Here is a 24332-nt window from a genome sequence, read left to right on the forward strand (position 1 = left end):
GCCTTCAGCGCACATGCGGCACTGGCCTCAGCGGGGCGCCCAGTGCCCGGGCCGCATGTGCCAGCCGCCCGGGCCCGGCTCCCAGTGGTGGGGCACCCACACCGCGCCGGGGCGCGGCGGCGTGGTCCAGTGGCCCGGCCGCCAGACGTAGCGGCCGCCGCCCCACTCCCAGAATCCACCGACCCACACATGCACGGGCGAAGGCGCCACGGTGATCGTCTCGACATAGGGTGCGGGCGGTGCAGTGGGCGCGACGACCACCACGGGGGCGGGATCGACCATCACGGCACGCGCGGGCGGTGGCTCCACCACCACGGTGCGTGGACGGGGCGGCGGGGCGACGACGCAGCCCGAAAGAACCGTGGCGGCCACCAGGGCCGCCGCCAGGCCGGCGAATGCGGGCCTGGAGGAAGAAGTGACGACAGGGGAGGAAAACATCATGGGCACCGGTCCGGGAAAGTGACTGATGCGTGCTCAACGCCTGCGCCAGCGGGCGCTGTTGACGCGCTGGCGTAAATCCCCGGTAAAGCGTGGGCCTGCCGCCGAGGCCGCCCCCGCCCGGCGCACCGCGGCTCGGGCGGTCAGCGCACCGCGAGCGCCGAACCCGCTGGCAGCCGGAAGGCCTCCACCAGCTGGGCCAATTGCTCGGCCTGCACGCGCAGCCCCTGGGCGGCGGCGGAGGATTCCTCCACCAGCGCGGCGTTCTGCTGCGTCATCTGGTCGAGCTGGTTCACCGCCTCGCCCACCTGCCCCAGGCCCGTGCTCTGTTCGCGCGTGGCGGTGCCGATCTCGCCGATGATGGTCGCCACCTGCTGCACCGAGTCGACGATCTCGCCCATGGTGCCGCCGGCCGCATGCACCAGTTGCGAACCTTCCGCCACCTGGCGCACGCTGTCGCCGATGAGCCCGCCGATCTCCTTGGCGGCCGTGGCCGAGCGCTGCGCGAGGCTGCGCACTTCGCTGGCCACCACGGCGAAACCCCGGCCCTGCTCGCCGGCGCGGGCCGCTTCCACGGCGGCGTTGAGCGCCAGGATGTTGGTCTGGAAGGCGATGCCGTCGATCACGCTGGTGATGTCGGCGATGCGGCGCGAGGACTGGGCGATGCCGTCCATGGTGCCTACCACGCGCTCCACCGCGTCGCGCCCGCGCCGTGCCACGTCGCTGGCCGACACCGCCAGGTGGTTGGCCTGCTGGGCCGCATCCGCGCTGTGGCGCACGGTGGACAGCAACTCTTCCATGCTGGCCGCGATTTCCTCCAGGTTGGAGGCCGTCTGCTCGGTGCGCGCCGACAGGTCCGAATTGCCGGCCGCGATCTCGGCGCTGGCGCCGGCCACCGACGTGCTGGCCTGCCGCATGCCGATCACCAGGCCGGTCAGGCGCGCCTGCATGCCGTCCAGGCGCGCCAGCATGGCCCGCACCTCGTCGCGGTTGCCGGCGCCGATGGCCGGCACGGTGGAGGTCAGGTCGCCTTCGGCGATGCGGTCCGCCACCGTGGACGCATGGGACAGCGGCCGCAGGATGGAGCGCGACAGCACCACGGCGCACACCAGCGCCAGCAGCAGCCCCAGCACCGAGCCGCCCACCAGCAGCGCGATGCCCTGGCGTTCGCTGGCGGCGGCGGCGGCCCGGTCTTCCTCGACCTGCTTGCGCTGGTAATCGGCCATGTCGTTCACCGCCGCGGCATAGCGGTCGGCCGCAGGGCGCAGCAGTTTGCCCACTGCATCGGGCGGCAGGGTTTCGCCGGCTTTGCGCCGCTTGACCAGATCGTCGCGCGCGCCCCGAAAAGCATTGCCCGCGGTGTCGATGGCCTCGAAGATGCGCTTGGATTCGCTGTCCGTCGCCAGCTCTTCGAGCCGCTTTCGCACCTCGGTCGAACGGGCGGAAGTGGCCTTGCGGTCCGTGTCGATGCGCGCGGCATAGGCGGGGTTGTCGATTTCCAGCAGAGTTTCGGCGCGCGAGGAACTCAGCACCACGATCGCGTGCAGTTCGCGTGCCAGCAAGGCCCGCTCCGCCGCCGGTCCGCCCAGGCCATCGGCGATGTCCTGCAGTTCCATGAGCCGCCAGATGCCCACGGCAGCGGCGAGGGACATGACCAGGCAGATGACCCCGAAAGCCAGGGCAAGGCGCAGGGAAAGGCGGGCGTTGTGCAGGGTCATGTCAGATACCGGTGAGAAGGGCCGCAGGCGAAAAAGAGCGGCCGGCGGTGCGCCAGGCGCATGGGGTGGGGTCCATGGTAAGTATCGGCACCCATTCTGACAACTTGATACAAGCGCAAAAAAAGAGCGGACGGATCGCTCCGGTCGCTCTTTCGCGGGGCAGGCGGCATGGAAGGCCGCCCGCTCATCAATTCAAAGCCCCTTCAGGCGTTCGTCTGTAGCGCGGCAATGCGCTCTTCGATCGGCGGGTGGGTACTGAACAGCTTGCCGATGCCGCCGGCGATGCCCAGGGCGGCCATGTTCTTGGGCAGTTCGGCCGGGTGGGCGCCGCCCAGGCGGGCCAGCGCGTTGATCATGGGCTGCTTGCGGCCCATCAGCTGCGCCGCGCCGGCGTCGGCACGGAATTCGCGCTGGCGGCTGAACCAGGCCACGATCATCGACGCCAGGAAGCCCAGCAGGATGTCGAGCACGATGGTCGTGGCGTAGTAGCCGATGCCGGGGCCAGAGCTGTTCTCGTCGTTCTTGCGCAGGAAGCTGTCCACCGCATAGCCGATCACGCGGGACAGGAACACCACGAAGGTGTTCATCACGCCCTGGATCAGCGTCATGGTCACCATGTCGCCATTGGCGATGTGGGCCACCTCGTGGCCGATCACCGCCTCGACCTCCTCGCGCGTCATGCCCTGCAGCAGCCCGGTGGACACCGCCACGAGGGCGTTGTTCTTGAAGGCGCCGGTGGCGAACGCGTTGGGGTCGCCGGGGAAGATGCCGACCTCGGGCATGCCGATGCCGGCCTTGTCGGCGAACTTGCGCACGGTCTCGACGATCCAGGCCTCATCGGCCGACCCGGTGCCGTCGATGATCTGCACGCCCGCGCTCCACTTGGCGACGGGCTTGCTGATCAGCAGCGAGATGATGGCGCCGCCGAAGCCCATGATGAAGGCAAAGCCCAGCAGTGCCCCCAGGTTCAGGCCATTGGCGGTCAGGAAGCGGTTGACGCCCAGCAGGCTGGCGACGATGCCCAGCACCACCACGACGGCGACGTTGGTCAACAAGAAAAGCGCGATTCGTTTCATCGAAGGGTTCTCCACGGAGGGATACGGGGGTGTGACCAGCGGCAGGAACGCGCTGTCACAAACCGGAAAATGGGGATGGTGCGCAGGCGTTCAAGCCGTGTTCGCAGCGTTGCGATGGCCCTGGTGTAGTTTGTTATGCGGGGCGCGCGCTGCGGAATACGAGGGAGTCATCATAGAAGCAAAAGTTCTCGTTCCCGGGCCACCAGCCGGGCACGCCGAGCACCGGCAGCGGCAGAAAAGGCTTGGTGGCCAGGTGCGCCGCATCGAGCGCGCCGGCCAGCCAGGCATCCACATCCGCTACCGAATCGATAGCAACCTGCGCTTGATACACATGCGCCGTGATCGGTTTTCTTGGCGCCTCGAGTTTTTCCAGCAAGGCATGGCCGAACAACACCAGCTGCGCCTGCCGCCACAGCGGCCGCAGGTCGACGAACAACCGCCGCCAGTCGCGCGCCGCCAGCGCCTGCCAAAGCGGCGCGGGGGCGAACAGCACGGCGCCGTTTTCATCGAACAGCGTGATCGCGTCGCGCAGCGGCCCGCGCACCGCGCCCACACCGGTCTGGGCGATGGCCTCGGCCTGCAGGGCATTCAGCCGGTGCTTGGCCTGCGGATAGCGCAGCCAGACCAGGCCGTTGAAAAAATCGTGCAGGTTGTCGCGGGTGGGGACGGTGCCGGTGTCGAAGATGAACGCCTCGTAGGCCCGGCCCGCCGGCAGGGCCGAGTGCGGCACGAAGCGCACGGCGGCGCCCGGCATCCGGTTCAGGGCGTCCGGCAGGGGCGTGCCGGCCTGCCATGCCGCCCGGACCCCGGGGCCCAGGTCTTCAAACGGCTGCAGCCAGGGCGGCGCCACGCCGAACGCGCCGGGGTCCACGGGTTCAGCGCGCCTCGGGGAGGTAACGGACCGCGTTGGGCTGCGTCTGGGGCTTCAGCTCGAAATGGTCGGGGAATTTCTTGAACAGCTTGGTCGATGCCGTGTTCTTGCCCAGCAGCTTCGCGTCGTGCAGCAGTTTCACGATGTCGCCCAGCGGCTGCCACTGCCCGGCTTTCAGGGCGGGGGCGTGGTCCAGGATGTGGCGGACGCTCACGGCCTCGCCGGCGCCCGAGCCCGCCCGACGGCCATCCGCCCCAGCGTTAGCCGCCGCCTTGGCCGCCGTGGTGGAAGCCGCCTTCTTGGCGGCGGATTTCTTCGCAGGCGCCTTCTTGGCCGGTGCGGCCTGCACCGCCGGCTTGGGCGCAGCGGCCTTGCGCGGGGTGGTTTTGCGCGCGGGCGCTTTCTTGGCCGCGGGGCTTCGGGGGGCCGGTGGCGCGGCCTCCGGCATCGTGGCGGGGACCTCGGTCACCTGATCGCCCTCCGGCCCGACCAGGAACACCTGGTCGTAGGCATTGACGGCCTCGGGCGCCATCTTGCCGCGATCGGAAAGGCACACCACCCGGAACCCGCGCTCGCGCAGCCGCAGCACCAGCGGCACGAAGTCGGCGTCGCCCGAACCGATCGCGATGGTGGACGGGCGCGAAGGCGCATAGGACAGCTCCATCACATCGACCGCCAGGGCCACGTCCGTCGTGTTCTTGGTCAGCGACAGGTTCATGTAGGGCCCGATCATGCGGGTGCGCAGCACCTCCCCGAGCCCCTTGAGCTTGTCGGCACTGCCGTACGCGCGGCGCAGGGACACGCTGCCCTCGTGCTGCTCCAAGGTGCGAAAGGCCTCCTCCACCCAGGCGGGCGCGCACAGGTTGTCGGCGTCGATGAAGAAAGCGGTCATGGGTGGCCTCGCAGGGACTGTCGGAGCACGGCCGCCAAGGCGGGCAGGCACGCCGGGTGCGCGGTGGCGTTCACCCCACCACCCGCCACGGCAGCGCCTCGCCCGAGCGCAGCGGCTTGAGTTCGGCCTCGCCGAAGGCGAAGCTGCCCGGCGGCGTCCACGATTCGCGGCGCAGGGTGATCGTGCCCTGGTTGCGCGGCAGGCCGTAGAACGCGGGGCCGTGGAAGCTGGCGAAGCCTTCGAGCTGGTGCAGCGCACCGGCATGGTCGAACGCCTCGGCATACATCTCGATCGCCGCATGGGCGGTGTAGCAGCCGGCGCAACCGCTCGCATGCTCCTTGAGGTGGGCCGGGTGCGGCGCGCTGTCGGTGCCCAGGAAGAATTTATCGCTGCCGCTGGTGGCCGCCTCCACCAGCGCCACGCGGTGCGTTTCGCGCTTGAGCACGGGCAGGCAGTAGTAATGGGGGCGGATGCCGCCGGTGAAGATCGCGTTGCGGTTGTAGAGCAGGTGGTGCGCGGTGATGGTGGCCGCGGTGAAACGGTCGGCCTGCTGCACGTACTGCGCCGCATCCCGGGTGGTGATGTGCTCGAAGACGATCTTCAGTTCCGGAAAGTCGCGGCGCAGCGGAATGAACTGCTGCTCGATGAACACGGCCTCGCGGTCGAACAGGTCGATGTCGCTGCTGGTCACCTCGCCGTGCACCAGCAGCAGCAGGCCGGCCTTCTGCATGGCCTCCAGCGTGCGGTAGGTCTTGCGCAGATCGGTCACGCCGGCATCGCTGTTGGTGGTGGCGCCGGCGGGATAGAGCTTGAGGGCGACCACGCCCGCCGCCTTGGCGCGCACGATCTCCTCGGGCGCCAGGTTGTCGGTGAGGTACAGCGTCATCAGCGGCTCGAAGGCGACGCCGGGCGGCACCGCCGCCTGGATGCGCTCCTTGTACGCCGTGGCCAGGGCCGCCGTGGTCACGGGCGGGCGCAGGTTGGGCATGATGACGGCGCGCCCGAACTGGGCGGCCGTGTGCGGCACGACGGTGAGCAGCGCTTCGCCGTCGCGCACGTGCAGGTGCCAGTCGTCCGGGCGGGTGATCGTAAGGGTGTCGGGGGAGTGGGCAGCGGTCATGGGCGCCATTGTCCCATCGCACCGGCCCATGAAAAAACCCTGCCCACCCGGGAGGATGGACAGGGTAAACCCCAAATAATGGGGCGAGGGGGTTGCGGGTTGGTATTTCGGATCAGCAGCCGGACGGACGGTTGCCGCGCATGGGCACGATGCCCGAGACGGTGATGCGGTCGCCCGAGCCATCGGTGGCCGTGAGCGTCTTGCTCAGGAGGCGCACCTGGTTGGAATCGCGCGACACGGTGGTGTCGCTCCAGTCGGTGGCGCTGAATTCGCGCTGCGAGAACGTGAGGAAGGCGATGTACAGGTTGCCGGCATTGGGCTGGTAGCGCACGTCGCCGGAGGCCAGGTCGCTGGAGCCGACCTTCTTGGCGCCATCGAAACGGAAGGTGCAGACTTCGGGCGACGAACCCACCGGGTTCTTCTTGTCCACGTCGGTCAGGTTGATGGTGCCGTCGCCGTACACGCCGTTCAGGCCCGAGACCGTGGCATTGCTCACCGTCAGCACGCCGGGTTGGTCGCTCGGGGTGGGATCGTCGTCGTTGCCGCCGCCACAGGCGGTGAGCAGCAAGGCGGTGCAGGCCGCAGCGGAAAAGGTCTTGAGAAAAGCGTTCATGGGCCAGTCAGGATCGGTCATTGGAAGTCCGCAGGAGCGGGCGTCAGGCCCGTCCTCGCGACAAGCCCCGATCCTAGAAATGGCCCCCTCCCCCTGCTGTGGGCCGTTGGCAGCGGGGTCCGTAGGACAGATTCCCGCACCGCCCGGGCGCAGCGCACGCGGGGAGGCGGCCCTTCAGGCCAACGCCTGGGGCGCCACCGTCGGAAACCGCACGGTGAAGCACGAGCCCCCTTCCGGGCGGTTTTCCACCTCGACCGTGCCACCCTGGCGGACCACCAGGGCATGGACGATGGACAGCCCCAGGCCCGAGCCTTCGCCCCCATGTCCGGGCGCGTGCGGAAAGCGTCGAAACGGCCGCGACAGCATCTCGGTAGGCAGCCCGGCCCCGGCATCGCTCACGCGCAGCGCCACGCCGGCAGCCGTCACCTCGACCGCCACGCCCAGCCAGCCGCCGTCGCCCGCGTGGCGCAGCGCGTTTTCGACCAGGTTGAACAGCACCTGCCGCAGGCGGTCGGGGTCGGCATTCACCAGCGCCGTGCTCGGGGCCTGCGGCACCTGCAAATCGAGCGCCACGCCGTGTTCGGCGATGCGGCTGGCGTGGCCGGCCAGCGCTTCGCGCACCAGTTCCGCCAGGTCCTGCGGCGCCATCTTGAGCGATAGCTGGCCGGCCTCGGCCATCGACAGGGTGTGCAGATCGCCGACCAGGCGCCCGAGGTACTCGACCTGCTCCAGCAGCGCGCGCGACTCGGCGGCGTCGGCCTCGATGACGCCGTCGCAGATCGCGTGCAGGCGCGCGCGCAGCACGGTCAGCGGCGTGCGCAACTCGTGCGAGATGGAGGCGGCGGTGGCGCGGCGCTCGCGCGCCATGTCCTCCAGCGCATCGGTCATCTGGTTGAAGTGGCCCACCATCTCGGCCATCTCGCCCTTGTAGCGGCCCGGCTGCGCCCGCACGGTGAAGTCGCCCATCGCCACGCGCGTGGCGGCCTCGGCCATCGAGGCCACGGGTTGCGTGACCAGGCGCGACACCCAGAACCCCACCGCCAACCCGAAAGGCAGGCACACCACCAGCCCGACGACCAGCGACCACTTCTCGCCGAACAGCCGGTCGCCGCGCCAGTACTGCCCGTAGATCGCCATCGCCTGGGGGCTGTCCTCCTGGTCGTGGTCGTTGAGCTCGTCCAGTTCGTGCTGCACGGTGGCAGGCAGGTTGCGGTAGAAATCGCGGTACTGCATTTCGGAGAACACGACCACGCTGGCCGCCAACAGGCCCATGGTGGCGAGCAGCGTCCCGGCGATGTACAGTCCGAAACGGACCCAGATGCGATCGAGGATGGAGCCTTGCATGGCGCGGCGGCTCGGGTCAGCCCTCGGCGGACTCGCCGGGCCACAGGCGATAGCCGATGCCGCGCACCGTCTCGATCAGCTCGCCCTGCCCGGCCTGCTGCAGCTTGCGCCGCAGCTTGGACAGGTGGGAGTCGATCACCCGGTCGAGCGCGTCGCTCTCGGGCAGGCAATGCTCGATCAGGTGGCCGCGCGAGAAGCAGCGCTTGGGCTGCGCCGCCAGGCAGGCCAGCAGCCGGAACTCGGTCAACGTGAGCGGCAGCGGCACGGCGCGCCCGTCCTCGCCGTAGGCCAGGGCGGCATGGGCCTGCTGGTCGATCTCGATCCGGCCCACGCGGATCGGCGTGGTGGCGGGCGCTTCCTGCGACCGCGTGCGGCGCAGCACGGCGCGCACGCGGGCCACCACCTCGGGCGGGCTGAAGGGCTTGACCACGTAGTCGTCAGCCCCCAGGCGCAGGCCGAGCAGCTTGTCGATATCGTCCGCCAGCGCGGTGACCATGATGACCGGGGTCTGACCCTCTTCGCGGATGGCGCGCAGCACGTCCAGCCCGTCCATGCCGGGCAGGTGGATGTCCAGCAGCACCATGTCGGGCCGCAGCTGGCGAAACAGCCGCAGGGCGTCCAGACCGTTGCCGGCCTGCTGCGCCCGCAGGCCGTCGCGCTGCAGGTAGGCCGTGAGGATGCTGGCGATCCCGGGTTCGTCCTCGACCACGAGGACAAGCGGACCAGGCAGGGGGGCAGGACTGTTCATGGCAGCAGGAGCTAGGGCGGCGGCCACGGGGCCCGGGGAGGGTCCGAGGGCGGCACACCGCCGGCCGATTATCCATGGGCCGCCCTCCGCACCGGGCCCCGGCGCGTCTCCACGTTTTCTCCACACGGTATTCACGGCTGCGCGAATTTTGGCGGGCCCAATGCCCGCTGAAAACCCTCCCCGAATGCCCTTCCCTCTCCAGGTCCTGTCCGCGTGAACCGATCCCTTCGCCTCCTGCCGTGCGCCGCGCTGTCCGTCCTGGTGGCCGGGTGCGCCGCGCTCGGTGGGGCCGACGCCCCCTCGGTGCAGGGCGTGGCCCCGGTGCCAGCGGCCTGGAGCCAGCCGGCGCCCGCCGGTGCGCCGGCAGCCGACCTGCGGTCCTGGTGGAAAGCCTTCAACGACCCTGCGCTGGACGCCCTCGTGCAGGAAGCGCTGGCCAGCAACCTCGATTTGGCGCAGGCCGCCAGCCGGCTGCGCGAGGCCCGGCTGCAATCGGGCCGCGCGGCCCTGCAGTTCCGGCCGTCGCTGGGCGCCAGCGCCCGTTCGCTGCAGGACATTTCGGCCACCGACACCTACTTTCACGCCAGCCTGGACATGGTGTGGGAACTGGGCCTCTTCGGCGCCGGCGAAAGCACGCGCCAGGCCGGCGAAGCCGAGCTGGATGCGGCCGGGGCCGATGCCCAGGGCGTTCGCGTGGCGGTCGTGGCCGATGTGGTGCGCAACTACCTCGATCTGCGCGCCGCCCGCCGCCAGGCGCAGCGGCTGGCGCAGATGGCCGCCCTGGACGAGCGCAGCGCCGCCTTGGCCGAGGTGCGGCTGCGCACCCGGCTGGGACCGGCGGACGAGATCGTGCAGGCCCGCGTGCGGGCGGCACAGGCCCGCGCCGCGCAGGCGCCCCTGACCGAAGCCAGTGTCCGTGCCGCGCAGGCCCTGGCCGTGCTGCTCGGCCGCACCACCCCCGATCCGGCCTGGAGCGCCGAGGTGCCCGGCAGCGCGCCTCCCGCGCTGGCGCCGTTCGCCCTGACCGAACTGCCCGCCGGTCTGCTGCGCACCCGCCCCGACGTGCACGCCGCCGAGGCCGAGGTGAACAAGGCGGCCGCGGCGTTGGGGCTGGCGCGCTCCGAGCTGTACCCGCGCATCTCGCTCATGGGTTCGCTGCTCTATTCGTACAACATCACCCAGCATTTCCGCACGCGCAGCGAAAACGCCCCCGCGCTCGGGCCCGTCATCGACATTCCGCTGTTCGACTGGGGCCGCCGGCAGATGCAGGTGCAGGCCCGGCAGGAAGCAGTGAACGCCGCGCTCGTCGGCTACCGCAAGGCCGTGAACAACGGCGTGGCCGAGGTGGAGGGCGCTCTCGCGGCCCTGGGGGCACAGCAGGCCCGCGCGGACGCGCTCGCCCAGGCCCTGGGCCTGCTGCGCCAGCGCACGGCGGCCGGGCAGGCGCAGATCCGCCTCGGGCTGGCCAGCGAATACGACGCCCTGCCGCAGCGGCGCGCCGAACTGCAGGCCGCCGCGGAATGGGATACGGCGCAGGACGCCCGCGCCCTCGCCTTCGTGGCCCTCTACAAAGCCCTGGGCGGTGCGCCACTGCCGCCGGCCGAGCCCACGGCCGGGGCGGCCGCGCCCGAGGCCACGCGCATCGCCGGGACCGCGCCATGATTCCACTGGCCCGCAAGACCCTGGTGCACGAATGGCGCCGCTTCGTGCCGGCGGTGTTCGCCGTGGGGTTCTCCGGACTGCTGCTGATGGTGCAGGCCGCGCTGGTGCTCGGCATCTTCGGCAGCGCCGCCGTCTATGTGCGGGCCTCGACGGCCGATCTCTGGGCCGGATACCCGGGCACGCAGAGCGTGAACTTCGGCCGCGCCATCGGCCGCGACGTGGAAAGCCGGATGCGCATGGACCCCGCCGTGATCGCCGTCGAGCCCTACCTCTGGGTCGATGGCGACTGGCGCAGTGCCCAGGCGGGCGCGGGCGGCATCTCGGTCTATGTCTCGGGCATCCGCAGCGCGCCCGACGGCATGCTGTTCGCCCGCCTCATCGCTCCATGGCAGCGCGATGCGCTGCGCGAGCCGGGCGCGGTGATCGTGGACCGGGCCGATCTGGACACGCTGGGCGTGCGGGTCGGCCAGACCGCGTGGATCAACAGCCACCCGGTGCGCGTGGCCGCGGCCGTGGACGGCCTGCGCGGCCTGGGTGGCGTGAACGTGCTGGCCTCGCTGGACACCGCGCGCGAGATCGCCGGTGCCGAAGCCGGCTCCGGCAGCACCTACGTGGTGGCCCGGACCCGCAGCCCTGCGGACGCCGCGGCCGCCCAGGCCCGGCTGTCGCAGGGCGGCCCGGGTTTCGGCCCGTTTGAGGTGTGGACGGCCCGTCAGTTCTCGCGCCGGTCGCAGCTGTACTGGATGTTCGACACCGGCGCCGGCGTGGCCGTGCTGTTCATGGTGATCGTCGTGTGCCTGGTCGGCACCGTGGTCACCAGCCAGTCGCTCATGGGCGTGGTGGCCGGCACGGCGCGCGAATACGCCGTGCTCAACGCCCTGGGCGCCAGCCGCGGCGCTTTGGGCCGGCTCGTGATCGAGCAGGCCTGCTGGATCGGCGGGCTGGGCCTGCTGGTCGCCGGAGCCACCAGCGCCGCGCTGCTGGGGGTGGCCGCCGCCTATGGCGTGCCGGTCGCCATGACGCCGCGCGTAGCCGCCGCCTGCGCGGTGCTGGTCGGGATCGTGGCCCTGTTCTCGGGCTTTTTCGCCATCCGTGGCCTGCTGCGGGCCGACCCGGCCCTGCTCCTGCGATGAACCACGGCACCGCTCCCGAAGCCCCCCGCCTCACGCCCAGCCTCCAGGCGGTGCAGGTGCACAAGTCGTTCGTGTCGGGCGTCGTGCGCGTGCAGGTCATCGAAGGCCTCACACTGTCCATCTACCCGGCCGAGCTCACGCTCATCTCCGGCCCCTCCGGTTGCGGCAAGAGCACGCTGCTGTCGCTGCTGTCCGGCCTGCAGCGGGCGGACGCGGGCCATTCCATCGCCCTGGGCGAGAACCTGGGCGCGCTCAGCGTGCGCGCGCTCGAGCGCTTTCGGCTGCACCACACGGGGTTCGTGTTCCAGGGCTTCAACCTGTTTCCCGCCCTGACGGCGCTGGAACAGGTGCAGCTGCCGCTGGGCTACCTGGGCCTGAGCGACCGCGAGAGCGAAAAGCGCGCCCGCCGCGCCCTGGACGAGGTGGACCTGTCGCACCGCGCCAGCATGCGGCCCGCGCAGCTGTCCGGTGGAGAAAAGCAGCGCGTGGCCATCGCGCGGGCCATCGCCAAGGAACCGCAACTGCTGTTCGCCGACGAACCCACCAGCGCGCTGGATGCCGACAGCGGCCAGCGCGTCATCGACATCCTTCACCGCATCGCGCATGCGCACGGCACCACGGTGCTGTGCGTGAGCCACGACCCTCGGCTGGTGCGCCATGCCGACCGGGTGCTGGGCATGGAGGACGGCGCCATCCGCAGCGACTGGCGCCAGCCCGACGCGCCACTGACCACGAACACCCCATGACCCGCCTGCCCCTTACGCCCCCGTCGCTGCTCGGCCTGATCCCGGCGCTCCTCGCCACGGCCGTGCTGCTGGTCGCCTGCAACGAAAAGCCCCTGCCCTCGGCCGTCGCGGCCGAGCCCCCGCCCCCGGCCCAGGTGGCCGTCGCGCGCGGCAAGATCGAAGTGCCGGGCGGCCTGCTCGAACTGTCGCCCGCGCAGGAAGGGCTGGTGCAGGCCGTCGCCGTGCAGGAAGGGCAGACCGTGCAGCGCGGCCAGTTGCTGCTGCGCCTGGCGGGCGATGCCGCGGGCAGCGAAGCCGCGGTCGCCCAGTCCGAGCTGCACCTGGCCCAGGCCCGCCACCAGGCACGCGCCCAGCGCCTGCCGGCCCTGCGCCGCACGGCGGCTCGGCTGTCCGAGGCAGTGACTGCGGGCGCCGCCGAACCCCAGCGCACCGACGAAGCCCTGCAGGCCGTGCGCGATGCCGAAGCCGATCTCGCCGTCTCGCAGGCCGAGGCCGAAGTGGCGCGCAGCCGCCTGGCCCAGGTGCAGGCGCAGCGCGCACGGCTGGAGCTGCACGCGCCAGAAGACGGCACCGTGGTCCGCGTGGGCACGCAGGCCGGCCAGCGTGCGCCGGCGTCGGGCAGCGCAGCGGCCATCACGCTGCTGCCGCGCCGTCCGCTCGTGGTGCGGGCCGAGCTGAACGAAAGCTACGCGGCCCAGGTGCACGTGGGCCAGCGCGCCACCGTTACCACCGATGGCGACACCGCCGCCGCGGCGATGCCGCCGGCGCATGTGGTGCGCATCAGCCCCGTGCTTGGCACCGGGCGGCTGCAGGACGACGTCCAGCGCGGCCCCGTGCGCATCGTCGAATGTGTGTTGGAGTTCGATCAGGCGCCCACCGCGCGGGTCGGACAGAACGTGAGAGTGAGCTTCCATGAATGACGCCAGAACCCACCGCATCGCCCTGGTCGATGCACGCCATGTCTCCCAGCCCGCGACCGGCTCGGGCTGGATGGTGCAATGCGACTTCGACGGCACCATCAGCACCGAAGACGTGACCGACTCGCTGCTGCAGCGCTTCGGCCGCGACGGCTGGGAGGAGTTGGAGGCCGCCTGGGAGCGCGGCGAGATCGGCTCGCGCGAATGCATGAAGGGCCAGGTGGCCCTGCTCGACATGGACCGCGCCGAGCTGGACGCGCACCTGGCCACCATCGCGGTGGACCCGCACTTCGGCGCCTTCGTGCGCGCGGCCCGCGAGCGGGGCATGCCGGTGCAGGTGGTGAGCGACGGCATCGACTACGCCATCCATGCCGTGCTGGAACGCCATGGCCTGAGCGACCTGCCGGTGATCGCCAACCGGCTGGTGCAGACCGGCCCGCGCAGCTGGCAGCTGCAATCGCCCTGGGCCAGCGCTGCCTGCGCGCGCGCCAGCGGCAACTGCAAATGCGAACGCCTGGCCGAGCAGCGCGAGCGGCATGGCCGCGTGCTGTACGTGGGCGACAGCACCTCGGACTTCTGCGTGTCCGGCCGAGCCGACTTCGTGCTGGCCAAGTACAAGCTGATCCAGCACTGCGTGGACCACGGCATCGCCCATGCGGCGTTCACCGATTTCTCGCAGGCGCTGGCCCTGCTGCCGCAGCCCGTGGCACTGGAACTGGCGGCATGAACGCCGCCGTGATGTCCCGCGAAACCGCCCTCCCCCTGGGCGACGCTGCGGCCCGCCCCGGCGATGCCGGAACGCAGCACGAGTACCTGCTGCGCGGGCACGGCCCGAATGCCGGCACCGGCGTGCTGCTGATCCACGGGCTGACCGGCACGCCCAACGAAATGCGCCTGCTGGCCAAGGGCCTGCACCGCTCCGGTTTCACCGTACTGGCCGTGCAGCTGGCCGGCCACTGCGGCACGCAGGACGACCTGGTCGCCACGCGCTGGCAGGACTGGCACGCCAGCGTGCAGCGCGGCGCCGACCGGCTGGCGATGGCGACCGGCGGCCGGCTCGTGGCGTGCGGCCTCTCGATGGGCGCCGTGCTGGCGCTGGCGCTGGCCGCCGATCGCCCGGCCCAGGTGGCCGGCGTGGTGGCGCTGTCGCCCACCTTCCGCTACGACGGCTGGAGCATGCCCGCGTACACGCGGCTGTCGTTCCTGCTGCCGCTGTTTCGCATGCTCGGCATCGGGCGGCACCGCGTCTTCATGGAGCAGCCGCCCTACGGCATCAAGGACGCGGCGCTGCGCGAGCGCGTGGTGGCGCAGATGCAATCGGGCGACAGCGCGGCGGCCGGCCTGCCGGGCAACCCATGGTGGTCGGTGATCGAGATGCGCGCGCTGGCGGCCCACGTGCGCCGGCGCCTGGACGCCGTGCGCTCGCCCTGCCTCGTGCTGCATGCGCGCCACGACGACATCGCCTCGGCCGCCAACGCCCAGGCCATCGTGCAGGGCGTCCGGTATGCGCCGGTGGAACTGGTGCTGCTGGACGACAGCTACCACATGATCACCATTGACCGGGAGCGCCGTGCCGTCGTGGCGCGCACCGTCGCGTTCGCGGAGCACGTCGCCCGCGGGGGCACGCCGTGAACCCGGCCGGGGCCGAGAGCGGCATCACGCCGCTGGTGGCAGCGCTCTGGGCGCTGAACATGCTGGTGGACACGGGCGGGCAGCTGGCGTTCAAGGCGGCGGCCACGGCCGACCCGCGCGCCGGCAGCGGCCTGGCCCGCTGGGCGTTCATGGCGCGACGGCCGTGGCTGTGGATCGGCGTGGGCTGCTACGTCGCCGAGTTCCTGGTGTGGCTGGCTTTCCTCTCGCTCGTGCCGCTGTCGGACGGCGTGCTGCTGGGCTCCATCAACATCGTGGCCGTCATGGTGGCTGGCCGGTTCCTGTTCCGCGAGAAGCTGTCGCGCATGCGCGTGGCCGGCATCCTCCTGGTGTCGGCCGGCGTGGCCGTCGTGGGTTTGCACGGATGAAGCGCTTCTATGCCATCGGGTTCCTCGCGCTGGTGGCGTTCGACACGCTGGCACAGATCAGCTTCAAGCTCGCGGGCGAGCACGCGCTGCCGCTGGAGCTGTCCGCCGACTGGCTGGTGCGGGTCTTCGGGCACCCGTGGATCTACGGGGCCTTCATCGGCTACCTGGGCGCGTTCTTCACCTGGATGACGCTGCTGGAGCATGCCCCGATCGGCCCGGCGTTCGCCGCATCGCACCTGGAAGTCGTCTCGGTGCTGACGATCTCGGCCGTGTGGTTCAACGAGCCCATCGGCTGGCCGCAGGTGGCGGGCGCGGCGCTCATCCTGGGCGGCATCGCCTGCCTGGCACGCAGCGAGGCCGATGCCGAGCCCGGGGCCGAGCACGTCCCAGCAAACGATGGCGCGTGAAGCCCCGCCCACCGCGGGCCTGCCGCTGCGGATGGCCGACCTGCTGCCCGGTGGCGATGCCGACCTGGGCGGCGCGCTCGCGCGCTTTCTGGGCGTGCCCGCCGTGCAGGTGGAGTGCTCCGGCACCGCCGCGCTGGTGGTCGTCCTCACGGCACTGCGCACGCTCGCGCCCGACCGCGACGAAGTCGTGGTGCCGGCCTATACCTGCCCGCTGGTGGCCATGGCGGTGGCGCACTGCGGCCTGAAGCTGCGGCTGTGCGACCTCGGCCCCGGCACGCTCGACCTGGACCTCGCGGAGCTCGATCCGCTGTGCGGCCACCGCACGCTGGCGGTGCTGCCCACGCACCTGGCCGGCCGCGTGGTGGACACGGCCAACGTGCGCAGTCTGGCGCGGGCCGCGGGTGCCTGGGTCATCGAGGACGCGGCGCAGGCCCTGGGTGCGCGCGCGGCCGGCGCGAGCGTGGGGGCCGGCAGCGACCTCGCTTTTTTCAGCCTGGCGGTGGGCAAGGGACTGACCCTTTTCGAGGGTGGCGCGCTCATCGCAGCCGACCCGCAACTGCGCACCGCATGCCTGCACGCCAGCCGCAGCACCGTGCCGCGCCGCATCTTCTGGGAACTGCGCCGCAGCGCCGAACTGCTGGCCTACGCCGCGCTCTACCGCCCGGCCACCCTGCCGATGGCCTACGGCGCGCCACTGCGGCGGGCGCTCGCCCGGGGCGACCGCGTGGGCGCCGCGGGGGACGATTTCTCGCCGCGCATTCCGCTGCACCGCGTGGGCCGCTGGCGGCAGGCGGTGGGCGTGCGGGCACTCGCGCGGCTGCCCGACTGGCTGGCCGCGGCGCAGGCGCGCGCCGCAGCGCGGGTCGCACGGCTGCGCGGCATCGCAGGGCTGCAGGTGCTGGAGGACAGCGTGGCCGCCGGCGGTGCGCAGGGCACCTGGCCCACCCTGCTGGTGCTGCTGCCCCACGCCGCAGCCCGCGAGGCCGCCCTGGCGGCCCTGTGGGGCGCCGGCCTGGGCGTGGGCGTGCCTTTCGTGCACGTGCTGCCCGACTACGGGCGATACGCCCACCTCGTTTCGGCGGAGGACCGCGCGGCAGGGCTGCCCCAAGCCCGGCGATTCGCCACGCAGGTGCTGTCCATCAGCAACAGCCCATGGCTAGACGACGCGGGCTTCGAGCGGATCTGCGCCACGCTGGCGCAGGCGGTGCGGACTTAGCCCGCGCGCCGTTCAATCCGCCGCCATCGCCAGCTGGCCCAGCAGAACCCGATTGAACGCCGCCTGCTGCGCCTGCCACTGCGGCAGCGCCGCGTCGGCCTGGGCTGTGTCCTGCCCGTCGCCCGCACTGAGCCACCGCTTCCACGCCGTGCGATAGCGGTGCACGGACACTTCGCCCGTCACGTCGCTGCCTACGAGCTGCCCGCGCAGCGCGGAGATCAGGGCGGCGCCGTGGTGCGCGCCCAGGACGCCCTGGTCCCAGTTGGTGCGCACGACCGAGGGCGAGAACGCGTCCTTGTCGATGCTGAGGTAGGTGGGCTGGCGGTGGGCCGAGAGCACGCGGTACAGCGTGGCGGCGAGCGCGTCGGCATCGGGCAGGCTGCGAAACCGCGCCTGCAGGCCCAGCCAGCGCGCCCAGCGCGTATCCACCCCCACACTCCAGTAGGTGAGCCGGCCGGCCCGCAACGGCGCGAGGTAGTTCTCCCACGCGTGGCGCAGCCCGATGTCGCCCGAGGTGATGCCGACCACGTGCACGTGCGACACCTGCGGCAGCATCGCCACGCGGCGCACCCACGAGCCGCAGTGCACGCCGAAGGGAAAGCGCATGTTGTCCGGGTGGTTGTCCAGCACCACCACGCGCAGGGGCCGCGCGGCGGTGTGCCCGCGCGCGGCGATGCAGCGGGCGATCAGCGGCCAGCTCAGGTGGTGGAAATCGCCACTGCCCATGAAGACCGGGCCGTGGCGGTCGAAGGCCGGCAGCCGGGCATCGAGCAGGCCGCCGAAGGCCCGGATGCGGGCCAGGCCGCAGCCGAACCGCAGCGCCTCGTGCCAGTCCTGCGCCAGATCGATGCGCCGCTCGTCCGGCAGCGCCCCGACGGCGCCGTCGAGGTCGAGCACGACCGGTGGCCAGTCGGCCGGTCTCATGCGGCCTCCGCGCGGTCGCGCCACTGCCGGTCGCTCTCGAAGCGCCCGGCAAACCGCCGCGCCAGGGCGCGCAGCACGGGCTGGCGCACGTACACCGCGTGGCGCGTGAAGGTAAAACGCGCGCCCAGGCTGCGCTTGACCTCCGGGTCCGTCCAGCCGGCGACATAGTGCGTGAGGCCGTGCGCCAGCGCGTATTCGAGGTTTTCCATCCAGCTCACGAAGTACAGGTTGGCCTCGCGCGCGGCCGGATAGGCCAGCCCGATGTACTTGTCCACCAGGCGGCCGCCATGCACGTAGCACAGGTTCCAGCCCAGCAGCTCGCCCGTGGCGGCGTGGCGGTATTCGAAGGCGATGCCGCCGCTGGATGCATCGCGCAGCACGGCGGCGAAGAAACCGCGCGTGAGCCGGTCGAAGTGCACCTCGCTCTGCGCGTACACGGCCTCGTACAGCGCGTAGTAGGTATCCACCACCGCGTCGTCGGCAAAGGCCTCGCCCGTGGCGATGTGGCGCACCGCCAGCCCCGCGCGGCTGCGCAGCTTGCGGCGCAGGTTCTGGCGCCGGCTGGCGGACAGGCGGCCCAGGTAGTCGGCGATGCTCGCGAAGTCGATGGGCACATAGGCCAGCGCCTGCCCTTCAACCAGCACGAAGCCTTGGCGCTCGCAGGCGTGTGCCAGGGCGGCCGCGTAGGCGTTGTCGGCGTCGGACAGCAGGGGCGACTGCTGCGGAAGGTCCTTGATGATGGACAGCGCGAAGCGCCGCCCCGGCCCCGCGCGCACGGCCTGCGCCAGGGCCTCGGGCGCGGTGCCATCCGCGGGCAGCGGTGCGTATTCGGTCACCGTGGTGCCCACGAACCCCGTGGCCACCCGCAGCCAGCGGGACCAGCGCGCGAACAGCGGCAGCGCACGCACCCGGGCCTTGAGCGCATCGTCCGCCGTGGTGAGCAGGTCCAGCGGCGCCGCGAAGGCTGGCGCCGACAGGCCCTGCAGCACCGTGAAGCCCTGCGGCGGGTGCGCGGCGAAGTGCCCGGCCAGCGCCTGCGGCTCGAGCGCGTTGCGCCAGGGCATCAGCTGCGCTTGGCGCGCGTCAGGAGCTGCTCCAGCAGCACCAGGGCCTCGTCGATCTCGGGGCGCGTGATCATGAGCGAAGGCGCCAGCGTGATGACGTTCTTGTAGTAGCCGCCCACGTCCAGCACCAGGCCGCGCTTCTGGCCCTTGTATTCGAGATTGCCTTCCAGGCCGATGTCCACCATCTTGTCCAGCAGCGCGCGGTTGGGCGTGAAGCCGTCCTCGGTGCAGATCTCGGCCCGCAGCGCCAGCCCCAGGCCGTCGACGTCGCCGATCTCCTTGTGGCGCTTTTGCAGGTCCTTGAGTCCTTCCAGGAAGTAGGCGCCGCTGTCGCGCACCTGGGCGCCGAAGTCCATCTCGTGCGTCATCTTCATCACCTCCAGGCCGAGCGCCGTGCCCAGCGGGTTGGATGCGAAGGTGGAGTGCGTCGAGCCCGGCGGGAAGATCGTGGGGTTGATCAGTTCCTCGCGCGCCCACAGGCCGGAGAGCGCGTTCAGCCCGTTGGTCAGCGCCTTGGCGAACACCAGCACGTCGGGCTTCACGCCGAAGTTCTCGACCGACCACAGCTTGCCGGTGCGCCAGAAACCCATCTGGATCTCGTCCACCACCAGCAGCACGCCGTGCTCGTCCAGCACCTTCTTGAGGCCCTTGAAGAAATTGGCCGGGGGCACCACGTAGCCGCCCGTGCCCTGGATGGGCTCGACATAGAAGGCCGCGTATTCGCACTGGCGCGTCTTGGGGTCCCACACGGCGTGGTATTCGTTCTCGAACTTGCGGGCGAACTCCCGCACCAGCGATTCGGAGTATTCCTCGGCCGTCATGCCCTTGGGGCGGCGGAACGGGTAGGGAAACGGCAGGAACTGCGCGCGGTCGCCGAAGTGGCCGAAGCGGCGGCGGTAGCGGTAGCTGGAGGTGATGCTGGAGGCGCCCAGCGTGCGGCCGTGGTAGCCGCCTTCGAAGGCGAACATCAGGCTTTTGCCGCCGGTGGCGTTGCGCACCACCTTGAGCGAATCCTCGATGGCCTGCGCGCCACCCACGTTGAAATGCACGCGGCCCGCATTGCCCCACTTGGCTTCGGCGTCCTGGGCGATGAACTTCGCCAGCTCGATCTTCGTGGGGTGCAGGTACTGGCTGGCGACCTGCGGCAGCGTCTGCAGCTGGCGGATCATGACCTCTTCCAGCCGCTTGTTCTTGTAGCCGAAGTTCACGGCCGAGTACCACATCTGCAGGTCGAGATACGGGGTGCCTTCGCCGTCGTACATGTAGCTGCCATCGCAACTGTCGAAGATCTTGGGCGGATTGACGTAGTGGACGGTATCGCCGAACGAGCAGTACTTTGCTTCGTCGGCCAGCAGTTGGGCGTTGTCTTGGCTCATGTCGGAAAAGGCTCCAGAGGGTTGGCGTGCATGCAGTGGCATCCCGCAACGGGCTTGGCCTTCAGCATCTGCAGCGCAGTCTGGCCCCCCAACCTTGACCGTCTATCGAGCGTTTGTGTGCAAATCGTGGAGCGCCACGGCCTCCTACGAGAAGCAGTGGATATCAATCCTGATGGAAGCTATGTCAGGGCTGCCACATGCCAGAGATGTTACGTACGAGGTTGTTACACAAAAGCGATTGACGAGAATCACATCAATACAAATAATTCCGCCCTTCGGAAAGTTCCTAACAGCTAATTTACCGAGGGAGGAAAATGAAAATCAAATACCTATGCCATCCGTTGATTGCTTTTTTAGGGCTGACGCATGCGCCCGTTGGACTCACTCAGGAACCGGTTCTACCGGATGTAACCGTGATAGCTAGTCCAGATCCCGTTACAGGGTTTTTCGGCAGCCCAGGTTTTTATGGAACGGTTGTTTTGGGTGACAGCATTGACATCATGGCGCAGATGTCTGCCATTGAAAGCGGAACCAGCGTCTGTGTGGCGCGGGTCAGTTCAGGCGCTAAAAGCACGACAAGGAACTCGGACGTGACCAATCGCTGGCTTGCCGCCCAAGAGGTGTTCAATTACATGACAAACCTTGGAACGATGGACTCTTATCGAGATTTCGCCAGGGATTTCAAAATTTCAATGAATGGCGTTACCTACAACGGATTTACCGTTTCTTATGCGGACGGCAGCAGAGAAACCTGGGCCATTAATCCGGGCTACAAATACTCATCAATCAAGCTGATAGACACTCCATACCCCGACTCTATCAATACCAATAAGCCGAGCCATCGCAAATGCAACGAGGGTTGAAAAAGTATGCGCAAAAACATGAAAAGGCTTGCTGCAATTTCAGTGATAGGAATCATTGCAGTGGTTGTCACTTTGAAGGTCACCAATGAAGTTCCAGAATCCACGCCCGCTCACGTAGCAAACGGCGCACATGACACTGCAAGTTCGCAGTTGGAAATTACGGCGACCGTTGACGAATCTCGACAGAAGCCTAGTGAAATTCCCTCGAAAAATGTGGCTTTATCTGCTCAGATTTTGAGCCGGTATAACGATTCAAAAGACCTTCGCGAATTTGTAATATACGCAATGAAACATCCGGAATTGGGTGGTACTTATTACGCAGTCCACGCCTTATCTCAATGCAAAAGCGTTGTTGCCGACGGAAAATACTTCAAGCAAGTACAAACGCCATACAGCGCCGATAAAACCAATTCAGATTACACCTCCATCTCCAAATCGGCTGATATTTTGCGCGCCCAGTGCGCAAACTTCATCACGAGCGAATTATCTGACAGCAGAATCGCCGAAGTCAAATCAGAGGGCGTACAAAAGAAAGATCCTTTGCTCATCGCGGAAAGAAATTTCCTAGAAAAGATCAACAGCCCCGCAAACAATAAGGAAGAGCAGCAGCAAAATCGAAAATCAGCATTAACCCAACTGCTGGCAACCCAAGACCCCATGGTTATCGAAGATATAGGTCCGCGGATAGCGCTGCAGGTTGACCCCGATACAGGAGTACGCGGATACAAATTCAACGATCATTTCTATCCACTTGCCTCTGATACCGATGTGGGCCTTGCCATATACCTTCTTCCCTGTGGCTTGGGCTTGAATTGCAATTCGACCGAATTTGACGTAGCCAGCCGCTGCGCTTCTGGCGTCGAATGTTCAGACAGCAGGATGGACTACGTAAAAAGCATGTTGAAAGAGAAGCCCGGTGCTTACGAAAAAGTGATAAAAGTTTATGAAGAAATGATCAACGCGATTGCGCGCGAGAATGTATCCTCATTTCTTTGAAATGAATCAAGTGATCGTATAGATCAACTGAAAACTCTGAGAAATTCCTCTACCAGCATTTGATATGGTGCTGAGTAGAACTAATTTTTAGATGTGAAAAAACCGTCCATAACAACGGAGGTTAGATTGAGCAACACCTATACTTTTGGCATTCATGAACAACTGGAAACTCAAGAACTATTCTTTCTAGTCTTTGTAGACACCGCAGCACGGCACTTCGGCGTAGAAGACATTACGGCGTTGGGAGCAATTATTGCAGGCTACCCTATGCTTCCCACTCGGGGAAAATTTGGTGGCACTACCAAAGGAACATCTATTGCCTCTGTCGTATCAAGAAAAGCTCTTCCTTTTGAACTGAAATACAAAATCCTTCCCACAATCACTTGGAAGAGTATGCTCCAGTTAAAGGTGTTGTTTGTTAAGAATATAGGCACATTTGTAGGACGATCCATTCCAGTGATTGGGGTTGTTATGCTCGCTTATGACGCCTACAGAATCTCCACTGAATCCGTGCGTGCATACAATGCAATCGCAAAAGAAGATGACAGGATTTTTTAATGAAAAGACATCTTATCGAAGAAATAGAGGATTTCGCCAGAAACGAATCTGGAATTTTCCCGAGCAAAACCATAAATCAACTCACAACAATTGAGGACGATCTGCAAATTACAGGAGACGACGCAGTTGATTTCATGGAAAAGTTCTTTGATAAATTCGAAGTAGATTACGAGGCATTCGAATTCCAAAGATACTTTAATGGAGAGGGCTTGAATCCACTCAAAATGCTGTTATTGCCCTTGCCTGGTTTTCGGGCGAAGCTAAGAAAAGAGGTAATGAAAGTTCCACTTACATTGGAAATGCTCGCCAGAGCCGTTGAATTAAAGAGATGGGACGCTGCAAAAATTGAAGGGCGAAATGCGGAATGAGCTAAATCGCCCGAAGGACGTGCGATGAGCCAGATATGGATGACCATCGCGATTACACGGGAGAGCGTTCTTCATTCCGTTGATTCACAACCATTCCACTACGCTTTATACAAACTTCCCTACACATGCACGACTCCCTCCTCACGCCTGAACGATCTTCTGAAAAGATTCCGACTCTATATAGGCCTCTCAAAACCACCATAAAACCCTGGATCTTCGAACAGCTGAACACTTCCGCCGATCCCGCTGCGTCAGCCCATTGCCGCGACGCATTTCAAGAAGAGTTCGCGTGGCGCCTCAAACTGTGGACCGAAGCCGAGCATCTTGGCTTTCACGGAATATTCTTCAGTGAACACCACTTCAGCGGTGCCCGGATTTCCCCTGCTCCTGGCATCCTTGCCGCCGCCCTCGCAGCCAGAACGCGAACTTTGCGCATCGGCATCCTGGGCTGGGTACTGCCCCTTTGGCACCCGTGGCGTTTTTTGGAAGAGGTGGGCATGTTGGACCACCTGAGCGGGGGACGACTGGAAGTCGGCGTTGCCCGTGGTTCCAACCCGCTGGAAGCGCATGCCGTCGGCATTGCCCAAGAGGACATCGCTCCTATGTTCGATGAAGCGCTGGAAATTCTGGACAAGGCATGGAGCCATCCGACGTTATCGCACCAGGGCAAATATTGGTCGTTCGACCAATTGCCCGTGCTGCCCAGGCCGCTCCAGCGGCCCGGCCCGCCGGTGTGGGCCACCATCCGCAGCAATGCTTCGGCGCAAGAGGTTGCGAAACGGGGGTACAAGGCGTGCACCGGCTTCTTGGCGACGCCGCAGATCAAGGAACTCTTCGACAACTACCGGAGTGCATGGACCGCGAACGGCCATCCCTGCAACCCTGAGCAATTGGCTGTCCGCCGCTGCATCTTCGTCGCCCAGAGCGCCTCGGAGGCAAGGGAACATGCCCAGGCGGCACAAACGCAGATTCCATCCATCCTGACGGACGACATCATCGCGGGCACCCCGGTCGAAGTGATCGAGCAAATCGTTGAACAAGCAAGGCTGACAGGTGCCGCCAACATCGTCGGATTCTTTGCGGGTAATCGAGAAAACCGGGCTTCTTTCGAAAATTCCTACCGGCTTTTCGGCACCAAAGTCATCCCCACGCTGCAGCGCACGCCCATGAATTGAAGGCGTTCGAGCGCCGTGCATCGGCTTGGCGCGCACCTCTGAATGCATGGGGAGAACCATGGGGACTCCACCTCAAGTCCCGTGCGTTC

26 protein-coding genes are annotated in these 24332 nt (G+C 67.6%); 14 read left to right on the forward strand and 12 right to left on the reverse strand.

All coding sequences use genetic code 11. From position 1 onward, the window contains the following. Positions 1–27: 27 nt before the first annotated feature. From M5C96_RS21990 to M5C96_RS22030, 9 genes are all read right to left on the reverse strand, one after another. Positions 28–441, reverse strand: a complete 414-nt coding sequence (locus M5C96_RS21990; RefSeq protein ID WP_272565271.1) for a hypothetical protein — start codon at positions 439–441, stop codon at positions 28–30. Between the two features lie 140 nt (positions 442–581). Next, positions 582–2156, reverse strand: a complete 1575-nt coding sequence (locus M5C96_RS21995; RefSeq protein WP_272565272.1) for a methyl-accepting chemotaxis protein — start codon at positions 2154–2156, stop codon at positions 582–584. A gap of 203 nt (positions 2157–2359) precedes the next feature. Further along, positions 2360–3232, reverse strand: coding sequence for a protease HtpX (htpX, locus tag M5C96_RS22000; protein ID WP_272565273.1), 873 nt, complete (start codon positions 3230–3232; stop codon positions 2360–2362). Positions 3233–3365: 133 nt separating this feature from the next. Continuing rightward, on the reverse strand, positions 3366–4103 hold the full coding sequence (locus tag M5C96_RS22005) for a DUF3025 domain-containing protein (RefSeq protein WP_442867333.1): 738 nt from the start codon (positions 4101–4103) through the stop codon (positions 3366–3368). A 4-nt stretch (positions 4104–4107) separates the two neighbouring features. Then, positions 4108–4995, reverse strand: coding sequence for an NYN domain-containing protein (locus M5C96_RS22010; protein WP_272565274.1), 888 nt, complete (start codon positions 4993–4995; stop codon positions 4108–4110). Positions 4996–5065: 70 nt separating this feature from the next. Continuing rightward, positions 5066–6115, reverse strand: coding sequence for a dihydroorotase (gene pyrC / locus M5C96_RS22015; protein WP_272565275.1), 1050 nt, complete (start codon positions 6113–6115; stop codon positions 5066–5068). 112 nt (positions 6116–6227) lie between these two features. Beyond that, the gene (locus tag M5C96_RS22020) at positions 6228–6728 is read right to left on the reverse strand and encodes a hypothetical protein (protein ID WP_272565276.1); all 501 of its coding nucleotides are present in this window, start codon (positions 6726–6728) and stop codon (positions 6228–6230) included. 174 nt (positions 6729–6902) lie between these two features. Beyond that, the gene (locus M5C96_RS22025) at positions 6903–8072 is read right to left on the reverse strand and encodes a sensor histidine kinase (RefSeq protein ID WP_272565277.1); all 1170 of its coding nucleotides are present in this window, start codon (positions 8070–8072) and stop codon (positions 6903–6905) included. 16 nt (positions 8073–8088) lie between these two features. Then, positions 8089–8820 (reverse strand): response regulator, encoded by a 732-nt coding sequence (locus M5C96_RS22030; protein WP_272565278.1) that lies wholly within the window; start codon positions 8818–8820, stop codon positions 8089–8091. A gap of 213 nt (positions 8821–9033) precedes the next feature. Here M5C96_RS22030 and M5C96_RS22035 point away from each other — a divergent pair, with 213 nt between their 5' ends. The 9 genes from M5C96_RS22035 (at position 9034) to M5C96_RS22075 (ending at position 16919) form a co-directional block, all read left to right on the forward strand. Beyond that, positions 9034–10482 (forward strand): efflux transporter outer membrane subunit, encoded by a 1449-nt coding sequence (locus M5C96_RS22035; RefSeq protein WP_272565279.1) that lies wholly within the window; start codon positions 9034–9036, stop codon positions 10480–10482. After that, positions 10479–11615, forward strand: coding sequence for an ABC transporter permease (locus M5C96_RS22040; RefSeq protein WP_272565280.1), 1137 nt, complete (start codon positions 10479–10481; stop codon positions 11613–11615). Before M5C96_RS22035 ends, M5C96_RS22040 begins: the two co-directional genes overlap by 4 nt. Beyond that, positions 11612–12361, forward strand: coding sequence for an ABC transporter ATP-binding protein (locus M5C96_RS22045; RefSeq protein WP_272565281.1), 750 nt, complete (start codon positions 11612–11614; stop codon positions 12359–12361). The genes M5C96_RS22040 and M5C96_RS22045 overlap by 4 nt, the downstream gene beginning before the upstream one ends. Next, on the forward strand, positions 12358–13281 hold the full coding sequence (locus M5C96_RS22050; RefSeq protein ID WP_272565283.1) for an HlyD family secretion protein: 924 nt from the start codon (positions 12358–12360) through the stop codon (positions 13279–13281). Before M5C96_RS22045 ends, M5C96_RS22050 begins: the two co-directional genes overlap by 4 nt. A 70-nt stretch (positions 13282–13351) precedes the next feature. After that, the gene (locus M5C96_RS22055) at positions 13352–14005 is read left to right on the forward strand and encodes an MtnX-like HAD-IB family phosphatase (protein WP_272569811.1); all 654 of its coding nucleotides are present in this window, start codon (positions 13352–13354) and stop codon (positions 14003–14005) included. A gap of 11 nt (positions 14006–14016) precedes the next feature. Continuing rightward, positions 14017–14910, forward strand: a complete 894-nt coding sequence (locus tag M5C96_RS22060) for an alpha/beta hydrolase (RefSeq protein ID WP_272569812.1) — start codon at positions 14017–14019, stop codon at positions 14908–14910. A 59-nt stretch (positions 14911–14969) separates the two neighbouring features. After that, positions 14970–15296 carry an EamA family transporter gene (locus M5C96_RS22065; RefSeq protein ID WP_272553130.1) on the forward strand — a complete coding sequence of 109 codons (327 nt, stop codon included), beginning with the start codon at positions 14970–14972 and terminating at the stop codon, positions 15294–15296. Continuing rightward, positions 15293–15703, forward strand: a complete 411-nt coding sequence (locus M5C96_RS22070) for a DMT family transporter (RefSeq protein ID WP_272565285.1) — start codon at positions 15293–15295, stop codon at positions 15701–15703. Before M5C96_RS22065 ends, M5C96_RS22070 begins: the two co-directional genes overlap by 4 nt. Continuing rightward, positions 15693–16919, forward strand: coding sequence for a DegT/DnrJ/EryC1/StrS family aminotransferase (locus M5C96_RS22075; protein ID WP_272565287.1), 1227 nt, complete (start codon positions 15693–15695; stop codon positions 16917–16919). Before M5C96_RS22070 ends, M5C96_RS22075 begins: the two co-directional genes overlap by 11 nt. Positions 16920–16931: 12 nt before the next feature. Here the strand turns inward: M5C96_RS22075 and M5C96_RS22080 are convergent, their stop codons facing one another. The 3 genes from M5C96_RS22080 to M5C96_RS22090 are packed head-to-tail and all read right to left on the reverse strand — an operon-like array spanning position 16932 to position 20283. Continuing rightward, positions 16932–17843 (reverse strand): arginase family protein, encoded by a 912-nt coding sequence (locus tag M5C96_RS22080; RefSeq protein WP_272565289.1) that lies wholly within the window; start codon positions 17841–17843, stop codon positions 16932–16934. Next, the gene (locus tag M5C96_RS22085) at positions 17840–18907 is read right to left on the reverse strand and encodes a GNAT family N-acetyltransferase (protein WP_272565290.1); all 1068 of its coding nucleotides are present in this window, start codon (positions 18905–18907) and stop codon (positions 17840–17842) included. Before M5C96_RS22085 ends, M5C96_RS22080 begins: the two co-directional genes overlap by 4 nt. Further along, positions 18907–20283, reverse strand: coding sequence for an aspartate aminotransferase family protein (locus M5C96_RS22090; protein WP_272565291.1), 1377 nt, complete (start codon positions 20281–20283; stop codon positions 18907–18909). Before M5C96_RS22090 ends, M5C96_RS22085 begins: the two co-directional genes overlap by 1 nt. Positions 20284–20597: 314 nt before the next feature. On the opposite strand from M5C96_RS22090, the gene M5C96_RS22095 reads away from it, so the two are divergent. The 5 genes from M5C96_RS22095 (at position 20598) to M5C96_RS22115 (ending at position 24243) form a co-directional block, all read left to right on the forward strand. Beyond that, on the forward strand, positions 20598–21146 hold the full coding sequence (locus M5C96_RS22095; RefSeq protein WP_272565292.1) for a hypothetical protein: 549 nt from the start codon (positions 20598–20600) through the stop codon (positions 21144–21146). Positions 21147–21152: 6 nt separating this feature from the next. Then, positions 21153–22142, forward strand: coding sequence for a hypothetical protein (locus M5C96_RS22100; RefSeq protein WP_272565293.1), 990 nt, complete (start codon positions 21153–21155; stop codon positions 22140–22142). A 126-nt stretch (positions 22143–22268) separates the two neighbouring features. Next, positions 22269–22700, forward strand: coding sequence for an STM2901 family protein (locus tag M5C96_RS22105; RefSeq protein WP_272565294.1), 432 nt, complete (start codon positions 22269–22271; stop codon positions 22698–22700). Next, entirely contained in the window at positions 22700–23068 is a 369-nt protein-coding gene (locus M5C96_RS22110) for a DUF1493 family protein (RefSeq protein ID WP_272565296.1), read from the forward strand. Before M5C96_RS22105 ends, M5C96_RS22110 begins: the two co-directional genes overlap by 1 nt. A gap of 125 nt (positions 23069–23193) precedes the next feature. Beyond that, positions 23194–24243 carry an LLM class flavin-dependent oxidoreductase gene (locus M5C96_RS22115; RefSeq protein WP_272565297.1) on the forward strand — a complete coding sequence of 350 codons (1050 nt, stop codon included), beginning with the start codon at positions 23194–23196 and terminating at the stop codon, positions 24241–24243. Positions 24244–24332: the final 89 nt, after the last annotated feature.

Source organism: Acidovorax sp. GBBC 1281, assembly GCF_028473645.1.
Taxonomy (GTDB): domain Bacteria; phylum Pseudomonadota; class Gammaproteobacteria; order Burkholderiales; family Burkholderiaceae_C; genus Paracidovorax.

Coding starts and splice junctions, on each gene's coding strand:
- M5C96_RS22090 (WP_272565291.1), bottom strand. CDS start 20,283: ATGAGCCAAGACAACGCCCAACTGCTGGCCGACGAAGCAAAGTACTGC.
- M5C96_RS22085 (WP_272565290.1), bottom strand. CDS start 18,907: ATGCCCTGGCGCAACGCGCTCGAGCCGCAGGCGCTGGCCGGGCACTTC.
- M5C96_RS22045 (WP_272565281.1), top strand. CDS start 11,612: ATGAACCACGGCACCGCTCCCGAAGCCCCCCGCCTCACGCCCAGCCTC.
- M5C96_RS22065 (WP_272553130.1), top strand. CDS start 14,970: ATGCTGGTGGACACGGGCGGGCAGCTGGCGTTCAAGGCGGCGGCCACG.
- htpX (WP_272565273.1), bottom strand. CDS start 3,232: ATGAAACGAATCGCGCTTTTCTTGTTGACCAACGTCGCCGTCGTGGTG.
- M5C96_RS22075 (WP_272565287.1), top strand. CDS start 15,693: ATGGCGCGTGAAGCCCCGCCCACCGCGGGCCTGCCGCTGCGGATGGCC.
- M5C96_RS21995 (WP_272565272.1), bottom strand. CDS start 2,156: ATGACCCTGCACAACGCCCGCCTTTCCCTGCGCCTTGCCCTGGCTTTC.
- M5C96_RS22020 (WP_272565276.1), bottom strand. CDS start 6,728: ATGAACGCTTTTCTCAAGACCTTTTCCGCTGCGGCCTGCACCGCCTTG.
- M5C96_RS22010 (WP_272565274.1), bottom strand. CDS start 4,995: ATGACCGCTTTCTTCATCGACGCCGACAACCTGTGCGCGCCCGCCTGG.
- M5C96_RS22070 (WP_272565285.1), top strand. CDS start 15,293: ATGAAGCGCTTCTATGCCATCGGGTTCCTCGCGCTGGTGGCGTTCGAC.
- M5C96_RS22055 (WP_272569811.1), top strand. CDS start 13,352: ATGGTGCAATGCGACTTCGACGGCACCATCAGCACCGAAGACGTGACC.
- M5C96_RS22115 (WP_272565297.1), top strand. CDS start 23,194: ATGCACGACTCCCTCCTCACGCCTGAACGATCTTCTGAAAAGATTCCG.
- M5C96_RS22025 (WP_272565277.1), bottom strand. CDS start 8,072: ATGCAAGGCTCCATCCTCGATCGCATCTGGGTCCGTTTCGGACTGTAC.
- pyrC (WP_272565275.1), bottom strand. CDS start 6,115: ATGACCGCTGCCCACTCCCCCGACACCCTTACGATCACCCGCCCGGAC.
- M5C96_RS22050 (WP_272565283.1), top strand. CDS start 12,358: ATGACCCGCCTGCCCCTTACGCCCCCGTCGCTGCTCGGCCTGATCCCG.
- M5C96_RS22095 (WP_272565292.1), top strand. CDS start 20,598: ATGAAAATCAAATACCTATGCCATCCGTTGATTGCTTTTTTAGGGCTG.
- M5C96_RS22110 (WP_272565296.1), top strand. CDS start 22,700: ATGAAAAGACATCTTATCGAAGAAATAGAGGATTTCGCCAGAAACGAA.
- M5C96_RS22040 (WP_272565280.1), top strand. CDS start 10,479: ATGATTCCACTGGCCCGCAAGACCCTGGTGCACGAATGGCGCCGCTTC.
- M5C96_RS22060 (WP_272569812.1), top strand. CDS start 14,017: ATGTCCCGCGAAACCGCCCTCCCCCTGGGCGACGCTGCGGCCCGCCCC.
- M5C96_RS22100 (WP_272565293.1), top strand. CDS start 21,153: ATGCGCAAAAACATGAAAAGGCTTGCTGCAATTTCAGTGATAGGAATC.
- M5C96_RS21990 (WP_272565271.1), bottom strand. CDS start 441: ATGATGTTTTCCTCCCCTGTCGTCACTTCTTCCTCCAGGCCCGCATTC.
- M5C96_RS22080 (WP_272565289.1), bottom strand. CDS start 17,843: ATGAGACCGGCCGACTGGCCACCGGTCGTGCTCGACCTCGACGGCGCC.
- M5C96_RS22030 (WP_272565278.1), bottom strand. CDS start 8,820: ATGAACAGTCCTGCCCCCCTGCCTGGTCCGCTTGTCCTCGTGGTCGAG.